This is a genomic window from Roseisolibacter sp. H3M3-2 (assembly GCF_029211165.1).
Lineage (GTDB): Bacteria > Gemmatimonadota > Gemmatimonadetes > Gemmatimonadales > Gemmatimonadaceae > Roseisolibacter.
Map to the genome: position 1 here is coordinate 1 of NZ_JARGEK010000116.1, position 12,934 is coordinate 12,934.

Below are 12,934 nucleotides of genomic sequence, written 5' to 3' on the forward strand. Positions count from 1 at the left end.
CGCGCGTGGCGCCCCCCCGCGGCGACCGCGCGCGCCCGTTCGACCGCGACGACGACCCGGCCGACGAGTACGAGGCCGGCTACCGCGCGGGCTACGAGGACGCCGTGCGCGGCCGCGCGCCCCAGGTGCGCGGCGCCGCCGTCGTCGGGGGCACCGGGGCCGGCGGGACGACCGCCGTCGTGGTCCCCCCCGGCGGCGACCCGCGCTACTTCAACACCGGCGACTACCCGCCGCCCGGGCGCGCCAACGGCACCTGCCTCGACCGCGACCGCGACGGCTGGTGCGACGACCCGCGCTTCGGCGCCCCCGTCTGCCGCGACCTCGACGGCGACGGCCGCTGCGACGACTACGCCGCCGAGGCCTCCGCGCCCTACCCGACCGAGCTCCCGTCGATGCGCGCCGGCACCGACATGCAGGGCGGGCGCGGCTCGCGCGAGGCGCTGCGCTGGCTCGGGACCGCCGAGGTGGTCGCCCGCCCCAGCGGCGGCCGCGCCGGCGGGACGCCGTACCGGATCATGTGGTACGACGCGAACACGAACGCGCTGCTCCAGGCGTGGACCGACCGGGACGCGGACGGGGTGGCGGATCGGGTGGAGATCTTCAGGAACGGGCGGAGGGTGAAGCTGCTGGGCCGCTGACGGCGGGAGTCGCGACGGCGGGAGTCATGAGAGCGGGAGTCGTCACGGCGCAGTGCGCCGTGACGACTCCCGCTGTTTCGACTCCCGCAGTAGCGACTCCCGCCCTTTTCGCCCCTGGCGCCCGTTCTGCATCTTCCCCCGCCGTGCGCACCCCCATCGACCGCTACCTCCCGCCCGACCACGACGCCTTCGTGGCCGCCGAGCCGCCGACCGGGCGCGTGATCGTCATCGCGCCCACGCGCGCGGCGTGCGAGACCATCGAGCTCGCCGTCGGGCTCCACCTCGAGACCTACCTCGAGACGCACCACGGCGCGCGGGTGCGCGAGCTGGCGCGGGGCGGGCAGGGGTTCGGGATCGTCGCCGGCACCGGGACGGGCAAGACGCTGGCGATCCGGCCGATCGCCGAGGAGATCGTCGGGCTCCCGCTGCGCGTCGGGGTGATCAACCGCGAGCGCGAGGCGACGCCCGAGACGCCGACGTGGAACGTGGTCATCGTCACCACCGGCATCGCGCGGCGGTGGTTCCAGGACGGCGACATCCTGCCGACCGACACGCTGATCGTCGACGAGATCCACCAGACGTCGGCCGAGCTGGAGCTGTGCCTCGCGCTCGGGAAGCGCGTCGGCTGCCGCTTCATCTGGCTCTCGGCGACCGTCGACCCGACCTTCTACGCGCGCTACCTGAACTCCGGCGACGTCCTCGAGGTCTACTCGTTCGACCCGAAGAAGGCGGCCAAGGTCGTCGTCGTGAACAAGGGGCCCGTCGACTTCCTCGACGAGAAGTTCCTGACCGGGGTGCAGAAGACGCAGCGCGGCGTCGGCGTCTTCCTCCCCACGCGCGCGATGGTCGAGCAGGCCGCGGAGCACGTGGGCGTGCGCTTCCCGCGCATCAACGCGGCGTACTACCACGGCGGGGAGCCGATCCGCGTCATCCGCCCGTTCCTGGAGGGGGGCGAGGCGCGCCCGTACGTGCTGGCGATGACGGCCGCCGGCCAGAGCGCGCTCAACGTGCGCGGGCTCGACACCGTCGTCATCGACGACACGCGCTTCGCCAACGTGGTCGAGCGCGGGCGCAACGTGCTGACGCGGCTGCACCTCGGCGCCAACGAGATCCTGCAGATGGCGGGGCGCGTGCACGGCCGCGTGGAGGGCGGGCGGGTGTTCATCCTCAGCGACCGCGACATCGACTTCGCGACGCTGCGGCCCACGGAGCCCGAGTTCCAGCTGGCCGGCGACTCCGAGCGCGTCGCCCTCACCGCGGCGGCGCTCGGCGTGCGCGCGGACGAGCTGGACCTCCCCGTGCCGCTCGACCGCGCCTCGTACCGCCGCGCGCTGCAGCGGCTACAGGACCGCCACGTGGTCGACGACGCCGGCCGCCTGTCGCCGTACGGGCGCGCGGTCGAGGCGCTGCCGGTCGAGCGCGCGTGGGCGGAGCTGGTCGTCAACGCCGAGGACGAGCTGCTCCCCTTCCTGGCGGTGATGAGCAGCGTCGAGAGCCTGCACCGGATGACGCGCGAGGAGCGCGACCTCGAGGGGCTGGTGGTGCACGGCAGCGACCACCTGACCGCGTACAACCTGTACGCCGAGGCGTACCGCGAGGCGGGGTACGTGGGCGAGGTGTACGGGCTGCCGCGCCACCTGTTCGACGCCGAGAAGATCGAGCGGTGGGCCGAGCGGCGCGGCGTGCTCGTGAAGTCGATCGAGGACGCGGCGCTGGCGATGGCGAGCGTGTACCGCTCGGTGGGGTTCGCGCTGCCGACGTCGATGCCGTGGGCCGGGGAGCGCGTGCACCGCCGCTTCGCCGACCTGCTCGCGCGCTACATGCCCTTCGACCTCGTGATCGACGAGGAGACGGCGTGGGGGGACAACGCGCGCGTCTCCAAGACGAGCGTGTGCGGGAGCTGGGGGGCGATCGCGGGGACGCTGCGCTACTTCGCCGACCGCTTCGGGATCCCGCGCGCGTCGATCGAGGGGACGCAGGTCCCGCCCGACCTGCTGCGGAAGTACGCGCACCGCGGCGAGGCGCGGCTCGACTACGACGCGCGCCGCAAGACGCTCGTCCTCACGCGCCGCGTCGAGTACTTCGGCTTCGAGCTGGAGCGCGAGCTGGAGGCGCTCTCGGAGTGGTCGGGGGAGCTGGAGGCGCAGGCGCGCCGCGTGCTCGCCGAGGCGCTGGCGCGCGGCGAGGCGCGCCACGCCGGCGTGCGGCGCAACGAGCGCGCGGTCGAGGAGGTGCGCGAGGTCTGGCGCCGCTCCGGCGGGCGCACCGCGAAGCTCGGGATGAAGGAGCTGGCCGACCTGTACGAGGCGCAGCTCGAGGGGGTGACGTCGCTCGACGAGTTCCGCGCGCGCCCGCTGCGCCTCGACCTCGACGCGCTGGTGCCGGCCGAGGAGCGGGCGCGCTACGCCGACCTCCCCGACGTGGCGAGCGTGCGCGGGCGCGACGTCGAGCTGCAGTACGACGTCGAGGAGGACGCCGCGGGCGCGCCGCTCGGCGTGGTGCGGCTGCGCCTCCCCGAGAAGCTGGCGCGCACGCTGGTCGAGGAGGAGCTGCCGGCGCTCGACCGGCCGGTGCGCTTCGTCGTCACGCGCGGGCAGCGCGGCGCCGTGCGCGCCGAGACGCTCGACGACCTGCAGGCGCAGCTCGACCTGCCCTGGACCCCGGACGAGGTGCACGAGCGCCAGGACCGCCACGAGCGCCCGCGCGACGGCGGCGGCCGGCCGCGCGACGAGCACGCCCACGCCCGCGCCATGGGCCGGCCGCAGCGGCCGCGTCCCGGCGGGGGGCGCGGCGGCTCGCCGGGGCGGGGGAAGCCGGGGCGCCGGCGGCGGGGCTGAGAAGGACGGGCTGCGGGCTGCGGGCTGCGGGCTGCGGAAAGACATGGTGCTCTTCCGCGGCCCGCAGCCCGCAGCGTCCCTAGAGCCAGCGCGCCAGCAGCGAGGCCGCGCGCTCGACGACGCGCTCGCGGGTGGGGCGATGGCGGAACGTGTCGAGCTGCAGCTCGCGGGCGTAGCGCACGTCCTGGGTGAACAGCCGCTCCAGCTCCGCGGCGACCTCGCCGTCGTGCACCATGAGCACGGTCTCGTCGTTGAACACCATCGACCGGTTGTCGAAGTTGTTCGTGCCCACCGCGACCCACGCGCCGTCGGCGACGAGCGTCTTGGCGTGCATCATCGCCGCCTCGTACTCGAAGATGCGCACGCCGGCGCCGAGCAGCGCCTCGAACTGCGTGCGCCCGGCCCAGTAGGTCGTCTTGACGTCGCTGTTGCGGTCGGGGGTGAGGATGCGCACGTCGGCCCCGCGCCTCGCCGCGTCGACCAGCATCCCGCAGAAGTGGCCGTCGGGGACGAAGTACGAGTTGCTGATCCACAGCCGCTCGCGCGCCCCCGCGATCGACAGCGCCATGAACCGCTCGGCCGGCGTGCTGCCGAGCGTGGGGGCGCAGTGCAGCAGCCCCGCCCACGCGTCCTCGCCGGCGCGCCGCGCGGGCTCGGGCTCCCCGGCCTCGTCGAGCGGGAAGAAGGCGTCGCCGGCGAGCAGCTCGCCGGTCGCCTCCGCCCACCCAGCGGCGAAGGTCGCCTGCAGCTGCAGCACCGCCGGCCCGACGAAGCGCACCGTCGTGTCGCGCCACTGGTCGGGGTGGCGCCCGTCGCCGTACCACTTGTCGTCGATCCCGAAGCCGCCGGTGTAGCCGACCTTCCCGTCGACGGTGACGACGCGGATGTGCGAGCGATGCTGCACCTTGTGCAGCTCCCACGGCCGGGTGGGGCGGAAGGCGGCGACGCGCACGCCGCCGCGCTTCAGCCGCTCCCAGTACTCGTCGGGGATCGGCGCCGAGCCGAAGGCGTCGCGGAGGAAGAGGACGCGGACGCCGGCGGCCGCGCGCTCGAGGACGATCGCCGCGAACTCGTCGGCCATGCGCCCCGGCTGGCAGTAGTACAGCTGGAGGGTGATCGAGCGCTTCGCGTTGCGCAGGTCCTCCCAGAGGCGCGGGTAGAGGGCGTCGCCGCAGTCGAAGAGCGCGACCGCGTGGCCGGGGCGGAGCTCGGTCTTGGTGAGCAGCTCCACGGTGGCGCGGAACGCCGGATCGCGGGCGCCGGGCAGCCGGTCGTCGCCGGGGGTGCGCACGCGCCGCACGGGCGCGCCGCGGGTGACGTAGAGCGCGCCGATCATCGCGAAGACGAGGACGAGCAGCGCGACGAGCCCGAGCGCGAGGTAGGCGATCCAGGTCATGGAGGGGGGCAGGTTCGCTGGCGGCCTCGGGCGAGATCCGCGCCAGCGTCGCCGGCGGGCTCGACCGCGATTCGGACCGCCCGGTCCAAGCCATCGAATGCCCGCCGCCTCGCTCGAAAGCGCAAGCCCTTCTAATGCAAGCACTTATGTGGGCTCTTGACGTTAGGACCGATCGGTCCTAATATTGGCGCCGTGACCGACCGCCGCTCCCAGATCGTGGATGCCGCCGCGCATCTCATCAGCCACCAGGGCTACGCGTCCACGTCCGTCGAGGACGTGATCCGCGAGTCCCGGTTGAGCGGCAAGAGCCACTTCTACCACTACTTCAAGTCGAAGGAGGAGCTCGGCTACGCGGTGCTGAACCGCCAGTTCGAGCGCTTCGCCGAGCGCGGCCTCGCGATCCTGCGCGAGCCGATGATCGACCCGCTCGAGCGCCTGGTCCTCTTCATCGACACGCTGGTCGCGCTGCAGGTCGCGCGCGGGTGCACGGGCGGCTCGTTCTTCGGGACGCTGGCCGCCGAGCTGGCGGACGCGCACGAGGGGTTCCGCAAGCGCATCGAGGTGGTGTTCGCGCGGTGGTCGGCGCAGCTGCAGTCGCTCCTCTGGGAGGCGCGCCCGCAGCTGCACGACGAGGTCGACACGGGGCGGCTCGCCCGCTTCGTGATCGCGACGCTCGAGGGGGCGATGCTGGTGGCGCGCGTCGACCGGGACGCCGACGCGCTCCGCGCCATCGCGTACGACCTGAAGCGCTTCGTCGCGATGCACGTCCGCGAGCCGGCGGTGGTACTCGGCGCCGGCGCGGGGGGCGGGGTGGGGGCGGCGTCGGTGATCCCGGCGCCGCCCGCGGCGCCCCCGGCGGCGCCGCGCGACGCGTCGCCCGATCTGGCCGTGATGTCGGCGCGGGGTTGAGGGGGAGCAGCACGCGGCGTTCACCGGTCCGCCCACCCTGAGCGGACCGCGGCGTCGCGACCTGAGGCAGGCGGGGTGGGGGAGATCATGGTGACGAGCGAGGGAATCGTCGCGACGGCCACGGACGCGGGGGCCGCGGACGTCGTGGACCCGGCGGCGGCGCCGGCCGAGCCGACGCTGGACCGCACGGCGCGCCGGGCGCGCTTCGAGCAGGAGGCGCTGCAGCACCTGGACGCGCTCTACAGCTTCGCGCTGAAGCTGGCCCGCGCGCGCGACGACGCCGAGGACCTGGTGTCCGACACGCTGCTCCGCGCGTTCGAGCGCTGGGAGCAGTACCGGCTCGGCACCAACATCCGCGCCTGGCTGTTCACCATCCTCTACCACGTCTTCGTCAGCCGGAAGCGCCGCATCGACGCCCGCGAGGTGCAGCCGCACGAGGACAGCGACGGCTGGAGCGCGCACGAGGCGATCGGCGACGCGGACCCCGAGGGGACGTTCTACGACTCCTTCCTCGACGAGGAGATCACGCGCGCCATCGACGCGCTCCCCGAGGAGTACCGCTCGGCGGTCGTGCTGAGCGACGTGCAGGGGCTGCGCTACGCCGAGATCGCCGAGGTGCTGCGCGTGCCCGAGGGGACGGTGAAGTCGCGCCTGTTTCGCGGGCGGCGCATCCTGCAGCGCAAGCTGTCGAACTACGCCGTCGAGATGGGATACCTGAAGATGGCGCCGACGGCGGCCTGACGCCGCAGCCCCGCAGCGGGTTCAGGGCCGCGCGGCCGGGGGATGATGGCGGGCCCGGTGCCGCGCCGCCTTCGCGCGGTTCCCGCACGTCGCCATGTCGCACCAGCGGCGGCGGCCGTTCTTCGTCGTGTCGAGGAACACGCGCGCGCAGCGCGGGTCGGCGCAGCGGCGCACGCGCGCCAGCTCGCCGCCGATCAGCGAATCGGCCGCCGAGTCGACGATCGGGACCATGAGCGCGGCGAACGCGTCGCCCACCGTCACGAAGGTGCGCGCGTAGCCGCCGTCGGCGCGCGGCTCGACGCGCCGCGTCCCCGCGCTGCGCCCCAGCACGCGGTTGATCTCGGCTAGCGCGTCGACCCGCGCGCGCTCGGACGCCTGGCCGCGCTCGTCGAGCGCGCGCAGCGCCGCCCGCACCCGCCGCGCGTCGACCAGCGACGCCGCCGCGCCGGCCGGCTGCTGGTAGGCGCGCCGCCGGATCCCCGCGGCGCGCTCGGCGTCGACGACGTCGTTCTCCTGCAGCCAGTCGACGAACGCGTCGAAGTCGGTGAGCACGTCGGCGCGGCGTCCGTCGGCCCGCCGCAGCTCGTCGCGGCGCCCGTCGTCGGTGTTCACGAAGGCGAGCCAGGCCGGCTCGTGCGCGCGCCCTTCCGCCGCGGGCATCGCGCCGTCGCGCCGGGGCGCGGACGACAGGAGGATGGGCGCGCTCGTCATGGGTGGGCTAGCATAGAGCGGGGTCACGGGGCCGGCAAGCACGGCCGCCCGCGCCCCTCCGACAGCCCCCCGCCGATCCCGCCATGCCCGACCTCTCGTCCGTCCGCCGCGTCGCCGTCGGCTCCACGAACCCGGTGAAGGTCGCCGCCGCGCGCGCCGTGCTGGCGCGCGTCGCGCCGGGCGCCGAGGTGGTGGGCGTGGCGGTCGCGTCGGGGGTCCCCGACCAGCCGTGGGGGGACGACGAGACGCGCCGGGGCGCCGTCGCCCGCGCCCGCGCCGCGCTCCGCGCCCTCGACGCGGACCTCGGGGTCGGCTTCGAGGGGGGCGTGGTCGCCGAGGCCGACGGCGCGGTGCGCAGCTGCGCCTGGGCGGCCGTGGTGGACGCGGCGGGCGTCGAGGGGGTGGGGGGCTCGATGGCGATGCCGCTCCCGGCCGCCGTCGCCCGGCGGCTGCGCGCGGGGGAGGAGCTGGCGCACGCGATCGACGCGCTCACCGGCGAGCGGGGGACCAAGCACCGGGGCGGGGCGGTGGCCGTGCTCACCGCGGGGCTCGTCGACCGGCGGCAGGCGTACGAGGTGATCCTGGCGTACGCGCTGGCCCCGTTCCTGGCGCCCGCCGGCTGGGACCTCTGACGGGGGGCGCGGCGTTGGTGCGCCATGTCGCAGCGCCGCGCCCGTCATGGTCCGGCCGGCCCGTCCGGGGGGGCCGGGACCGTTAGATTGCATCCCATGGCGACCCTCGACTCCAACCTGTACGTCCGCAAGGGCTTCGGCCTCAAGGCCGAGGTCCAGGCCACGCTGGCGGCCGACTACGACGGCCGGCTGGTGGACCTGCTGCGCGCGCGCGACTACACGCTCGCGGCCGGGGGGATCACGGTGCGCCTCGCCCGCGAGTTCGGCTTCTGCTACGGCGTCGAGCGCGCGGTCGACTACGCCTACCAGACGCGGCACAAGTTTCCCGACCGGCGCGTCTGGCTGGCGGGGGAGATCATCCACAACCCCCACGTCAACGCGCGGCTGCGCGAGATGGGGGTCGAGTTCCTCGCCGCCACCCCGCTCGACGCCCCGGGGGCGCGCGACGCGCTGCCGGCGTTCGACTACGCGCCGGTGGGCCCGGCCGACGTGGTCATCCTCCCCGCGTTCGGCGTGACGATCCGCGACTTCGAGGTGCTGCGCGCGCTCGGCTGCGTGGTCGTCGACACGACGTGCGGGTCGGTGCTGAACGTCTGGAAGCGGGTCGAGGCGTACGCGCGCGACGGCTTCACGGCGCTCATCCACGGCAAGCATTACCACGAGGAGACGCGCGCCACCGCGTCGCAGGTGCAGAAGTTCGCGGGCGGGCGCTACCTCGTGGTGCGCGACATGGCCGAGGCGCGGCTGGTGTGCGACTACGTCGAGGGGCGCGGCGACCGGGCGGCGTTCCTGGCCCGCTTCGCCAAGTCGGCGTCGCCCGACTTCGACCCCGACGTGCACCTGGCGCGCGTGGGCGTCGCCAACCAGACGACGATGCTGGCCCGCGAGTCGATCGCGATCGCCGACGAGGTGGGCGCGGCGATCGAGCGCGCGCGCGGCGCCGCGTACCGCGCCGAGAACTTCCGCTCGTTCGACACCATCTGCTCGGCGACGCAGGACCGGCAGGACGCGGTGAAGGCGCTGCTCGACGAGTCGCTGGACGTGATGCTGGTGATCGGCGGCTACAACTCGAGCAACACGATCTCGCTGGCGGCGCTGTGCGCCGAGCGGGTGCGCACCTACCACATCGAGTCGCCCGAGGCGCTGGACGTGGCGCGGCGCACGGTGCGCTACCGCCCGGCCGGCCCCCACCACGCCGAGGCCGAGGCCGCCGGCTGGCTCCCCGACGGGCCCGTGCGAGTCGGGCTGACCGCCGGCGCGAGCACGCCCAACAGCAAGATCGGCGAGACGGTCGCGCGGCTGCTGGCGATGCGCGGGGTGGACGCGGCGGCGCTGGTCGAGGCGGCGCCGGCGGCCTGAGCGCCGGCGCGCGGCGCGAGTCGTGCGCTGGCGGGCGCCCCATGGCGTTCGCTCCCGTCTTCCTCGAGGCGCACGGCGCCCGCGTCGAGATCGTCCCGACGCTAGGCGGCAAGATCTCCTCGCTCCGGCTCGCCGGGCGCGAGTGGCTCTGGACCAGCGACGTGCTGCCGTGGTCGGCGCCCGACGAGCGGCTGGCGGCCGACGACGCCGCGTCGTACGTCGAGCTGGCGGACACCGGCGGCTTCGACGAGTGCCTGCCGACGGTGGGCGCCTGCCGGCTCCCCGCCGACGTGCGCGGCTTCGGCGGGCTCGCGCTCCCCGACCACGGCGAGCTGTGGTCGCAGTACGCGCCGACCGAGCGCGTCGAGGGCGCGGGGCGCGCGCCCGAGCTGGTGACGCGCTGGCGCGGGCGGCGCATGCCGTACGCGCTGACCCGCGCGGTGACGATCGAGCCGGACGGCGCGGTGTGCATGCGCTACGCGCTCGAGTCGCGCGGCGACGTGCCGATGCCGTTCCTGTGGTCGTCGCACCCGCTGCTCCCGCTGACGCCCGACACGCGGCTCGACCTGCCGGTGGCGGCGCGCGTGCGCGTGTGGGCGCAGCACGGCGTCGACCTCGGCGGCGACGGGGCGGAGCACCGCTGGCCGGTGCTGCGCGTGCGCGACGCTTCGGGCGGGGCCGCGCGCGACTTCACCGTCCCGGCGCGCGGCGCGGCGCCGTTCGCGTGCAAGCTCTTCCTCGACCTGCCGACGCCGCGCGTCGGGCCGGTGCGGCTGGCGGTGGAGCAGGACGGCGCGCGGCTGGAGGTCGAGGTCGACCCGCGCGAGGTGCCGCACCTCGGCGTGTGGCTGAACCACGGCGGGTGGTCGCCGTTCGCGGGGCGCGCCGGGTACCACAACCTCGCCTTCGAGCCGTGCATCGGCGCGGGGGACGCGCTCGACGCGGCGCTGCGCGCGGGCGCCGCGGCGGCGTGGCTCGCGCCGGGGGAGACGCGCGCGTGGACGCTGCGGTGGCGCGCCCGGCGGCGCGCGGCGCCGGGGTGACGCGGCGGGCGGCGGCGGCGGTGCGCGTGCGCGACGTCCGATTTAGTACGCGACGCGATCGAAATGGAGGCCGCCACCCGTCGGCGCGCGTGGCCGGGAGTCTGCACTAGGGGAGGGCGGGGCCGTGCCGGCGGGCACGCGGACCCCGCCGGCGACCGCCGGCGCGTCGCAGGGCCCGCGTCCCGTGAGCACCGAGCCGACCATGCGCAACCAGCCGTTCGTTCGCGCCGCACGCGTCCTCCCCAGCCCGGTCCCGGCGCGTCTCGCGCGGACGCTGGCGGCGGCGCTGATGCTTCTCTCCCTCCCCGTGGCGCCGGCCGCCGCGCGCGCGCAGGACGCGCTCGCCGCCCGCCCCGCGCCGGCGCCGACGCTGGCGCCCGACTCCGTCGTCGCGATCGTTCTCGACGCGTTCTCGCGCGTGGAGGGACGGCTCCCGACGTCCGCGCTCGACGTCGCCTACGCGTTCACCGCGCCCGCGAACCGCGCCGTCATCGGCTCGGTCGAGCGCTTCGAGGACGTGGTGGCCGACGGCGCCTACCGCCCGCTGCTCGGGCACCGGCGCGCCGAGCGCGGCGCGATCCGGGTCGACGGCGACCACGCCACGCAGCGCGTGGTGGTCACCGCGGCCGACGGCGCGCGGGTGGCCTACACCTTCACGCTGTCGCGCCAGAGCGACGGGCCGTTCAAGGACTGCTGGATGACCGAGCGCGTGACGCGCGAGCCGCCCAGCCGCCTCGCGGCGCCCCAGCTCGCGGAGTGAGGCGGGCGGCGGAGTGACGGGGCGGGGCGGGGCGGGGTAGGAGGTGCATGCGCCCGACCCTCCTCCTCCCCGCCCTCGCGCTCCTGGCCGTGGCCTGCGCCGGCAACTCGCCGGTCGACGCCGGCGAGTCGCCCGCCCCCGTCGACAGCGGCCCGCGCATCCCCAACGGCTCGCCGCCGCCGGCGCAGCTGACGGCCGCCGAGTCGCGCACCGTCGCCGCCACCAACGACTTCAGCCTCGCGCTGCTCCGCGAGGTGAGCCGGCGCCGGGCCGGCCGCACGTTCTTCATCTCGCCGTACAGCGCGTCGGCGGCGCTCGGGATGACGCTCAACGGCGCCCGCGGCGAGACGCTGGAGGCGATGCAGCGCGCGCTCGGGACCTCGGGGCGCACGCTGGCCGAGGTGAACGAGAGCCACCGCCTGCTGGCCTACCGCCTGGCCACCGCCGACACCGCGGTGACGTTCGGGAACGCCAACGCGATCTTCTTCGACCGCGCGCTGTCGTTCGACCGGCCGTTCCTCGACACCACGCGCTTCTACTTCGACGCGACGGTGGAGGGGGTGGACTTCAAGGACGCGCCGGCGACGCTCGCGCGGGTGAACGGCTGGGCGCGCGAGCGCACGGCCGGCCGCATCGAGCGGGTGCTCGACGAGGTGCGCGCCGGCGACCAGGCGATGTTCCTGCTGAACGCGCTGTACTTCAAGGGCGCGTGGACCGCGCCGTTCGAGACGGCGGCGACGCGGCGCGCGCCGTTCACCCGCGCCGACGGCTCGACGCAGCAGGTCGACCTGATGTCGCGCCGCCACACCTTCCCGCACTGGAAGGACGCGGCGGCGGAGGCGGTCGAGCTGCCGTACGGCGGCGGGCGGTTCGCGATGACGGTGCTGCTCCCCGGCCAGGGGCGGACGCTCGACCAGCTCGTGGAGTCGCTGACGCCGGCGCGCTGGCAGCAGGTGGTCGACTCGCTGCGCCCGCGCGACGTGATGCTGTCGATGCCGAAGTTCGCGCTCACGTACGAGGACGAGTGGCGGGACGTCCTGACCGCGCTCGGGATGGGCGTCGCGTTCGAGGGCGGCCGGGCCGACTTCAGCGGGATGTCGTCGGCGCTCGGGCGGAAGCTCTTCATCGAGTTCGTGAAGCAGAAGGCGTTCGTCAGCGTGAACGAGCGCGGCACCGAGGCGGGGGCCGTGACGACGGTGGGGATCGGCATCGTGTCGGCGCCGCCGGAGGTGCGGGTGGACCGCGCGTTCGCCTTCGCGATCCGCGAGCGCGCGACCGGGGCGCTGCTGTTCGTCGGGAAGGTGCCGGCGATCCCGTGACCGGGCCGCCGCCCTTGCGGCGGCGGGGCGCGACCGCGGAACGTTCGGGGACGGGGGGCACGGGGCCTTCCGTCCCCGATTCCGTGTGCTCCATGCCCCCTGCGGTCCCCGCGCGCGCGGCGCGCGACGCGTGGCTCTGGCCGCTCGCGCTGGTCGCGGGCGCGCTGTTCTTCCTGTCGCTCGGGCGCCTCTGGCCGCTGGCCGACGCCGACCTGACGCCGCCGCGCGGGGCGCTGGTCGCGCGCGCCGCCGAGGCGCTGGCGGCGCGCGGGATCCTCGAGCGGGCCGCCGACACGTCGCGGTTCGTGGTGGCCGTGCGGCTCGCGACCGACGAGGGGGCGCTGGACCACGTCGAGCGCGCGTTCGGGCGCGAGGCGGCGCAGGCGCTGGAGCGCGGCGGCTCGGGGCTGGTGGAGCACGAGGTGCTGCTGAAGCGCGGCGGCGACCCGGACGCGCGGTGGGCGGCGCTGCACCCCGGCGGGACGCTGCTGGGCTGGTCGCGCGGGGTGCAGGACGACGCCGCGGGGGCGCGGCTGGCGCTCGACGCGGCGCGCCCGCTGGCCGCCGCCGCGCTGACCGCGGGACTCGG

11 protein-coding genes and 1 pseudogene are annotated in these 12,934 nt (G+C 75.7%); 10 read left to right on the forward strand and 2 right to left on the reverse strand.

The window, feature by feature from the left end; translation table 11 throughout:
* Together PYV61_RS11485 and PYV61_RS11490 are read left to right on the forward strand one after the other, a co-directional pair.
* Positions 1-638, forward strand: a pseudogene (locus tag PYV61_RS11485) (hypothetical protein); the annotation flags it as partial.
* A 143-nt stretch (positions 639-781) separates the two neighbouring features.
* Positions 782-3,475, forward strand: coding sequence for a DEAD/DEAH box helicase (locus PYV61_RS11490; protein WP_275831543.1), 2,694 nt, complete (start codon positions 782-784; stop codon positions 3,473-3,475).
* A gap of 79 nt (positions 3,476-3,554) precedes the next feature.
* Here PYV61_RS11490 and PYV61_RS11495 read toward each other — a convergent pair whose 3' ends face one another.
* Entirely contained in the window at positions 3,555-4,871 is a 1,317-nt protein-coding gene (locus PYV61_RS11495; protein WP_275831545.1) for a phospholipase D-like domain-containing protein, read from the reverse strand.
* 192 nt (positions 4,872-5,063) lie between these two features.
* Here PYV61_RS11495 and PYV61_RS11500 point away from each other — a divergent pair, with 192 nt between their 5' ends.
* The gene (locus PYV61_RS11500) at positions 5,064-5,780 is read left to right on the forward strand and encodes a TetR/AcrR family transcriptional regulator (RefSeq protein WP_275831547.1); all 717 of its coding nucleotides are present in this window, start codon (positions 5,064-5,066) and stop codon (positions 5,778-5,780) included.
* A 90-nt stretch (positions 5,781-5,870) separates the two neighbouring features.
* Positions 5,871-6,521: a sigma-70 family RNA polymerase sigma factor gene (locus tag PYV61_RS11505; RefSeq protein ID WP_275831549.1), complete on the forward strand. Its 651-nt coding sequence runs from the start codon at positions 5,871-5,873 to the stop codon at positions 6,519-6,521.
* A 21-nt stretch (positions 6,522-6,542) separates the two neighbouring features.
* On the opposite strand, the gene PYV61_RS11510 is transcribed toward PYV61_RS11505, so the two are convergent.
* The gene (locus PYV61_RS11510; protein ID WP_275831551.1) at positions 6,543-7,232 is read right to left on the reverse strand and encodes a CGNR zinc finger domain-containing protein; all 690 of its coding nucleotides are present in this window, start codon (positions 7,230-7,232) and stop codon (positions 6,543-6,545) included.
* 83 nt (positions 7,233-7,315) lie between these two features.
* Between PYV61_RS11510 and yjjX the strand changes: the two genes are divergently transcribed.
* The 6 genes from yjjX to PYV61_RS11540 all read left to right on the forward strand — a co-directional run.
* Complete coding sequence (gene yjjX, locus PYV61_RS11515) at positions 7,316-7,864, forward strand: inosine/xanthosine triphosphatase (RefSeq protein WP_275831553.1); 549 nt, start codon at positions 7,316-7,318, stop codon at positions 7,862-7,864.
* A 96-nt stretch (positions 7,865-7,960) separates the two neighbouring features.
* Positions 7,961-9,223 carry a 4-hydroxy-3-methylbut-2-enyl diphosphate reductase gene (locus PYV61_RS11520; RefSeq protein ID WP_275831555.1) on the forward strand — a complete coding sequence of 421 codons (1,263 nt, stop codon included), beginning with the start codon at positions 7,961-7,963 and terminating at the stop codon, positions 9,221-9,223.
* A 41-nt stretch (positions 9,224-9,264) separates the two neighbouring features.
* Positions 9,265-10,266, forward strand: a complete 1,002-nt coding sequence (locus PYV61_RS11525) for a hypothetical protein (protein ID WP_275831557.1) — start codon at positions 9,265-9,267, stop codon at positions 10,264-10,266.
* A 184-nt stretch (positions 10,267-10,450) separates the two neighbouring features.
* Positions 10,451-11,026 carry a DUF4864 domain-containing protein gene (locus PYV61_RS11530; RefSeq protein WP_275831559.1) on the forward strand — a complete coding sequence of 192 codons (576 nt, stop codon included), beginning with the start codon at positions 10,451-10,453 and terminating at the stop codon, positions 11,024-11,026.
* 47 nt (positions 11,027-11,073) lie between these two features.
* Positions 11,074-12,345: a serpin family protein gene (locus PYV61_RS11535; RefSeq protein ID WP_275831561.1), complete on the forward strand. Its 1,272-nt coding sequence runs from the start codon at positions 11,074-11,076 to the stop codon at positions 12,343-12,345.
* Between the two features lie 92 nt (positions 12,346-12,437).
* A partial coding sequence (locus PYV61_RS11540; RefSeq protein ID WP_275831563.1) for a hypothetical protein occupies positions 12,438-12,934 on the forward strand: 497 nt, incomplete at its 3' end.

Coding starts and splice junctions, on each gene's coding strand:
- PYV61_RS11535 (WP_275831561.1), top strand. CDS start 11,074: ATGCGCCCGACCCTCCTCCTCCCCGCCCTCGCGCTCCTGGCCGTGGCC.
- PYV61_RS11525 (WP_275831557.1), top strand. CDS start 9,265: ATGGCGTTCGCTCCCGTCTTCCTCGAGGCGCACGGCGCCCGCGTCGAG.
- PYV61_RS11520 (WP_275831555.1), top strand. CDS start 7,961: ATGGCGACCCTCGACTCCAACCTGTACGTCCGCAAGGGCTTCGGCCTC.
- yjjX (WP_275831553.1), top strand. CDS start 7,316: ATGCCCGACCTCTCGTCCGTCCGCCGCGTCGCCGTCGGCTCCACGAAC.
- PYV61_RS11510 (WP_275831551.1), bottom strand. CDS start 7,232: ATGACGAGCGCGCCCATCCTCCTGTCGTCCGCGCCCCGGCGCGACGGC.
- PYV61_RS11495 (WP_275831545.1), bottom strand. CDS start 4,871: ATGACCTGGATCGCCTACCTCGCGCTCGGGCTCGTCGCGCTGCTCGTC.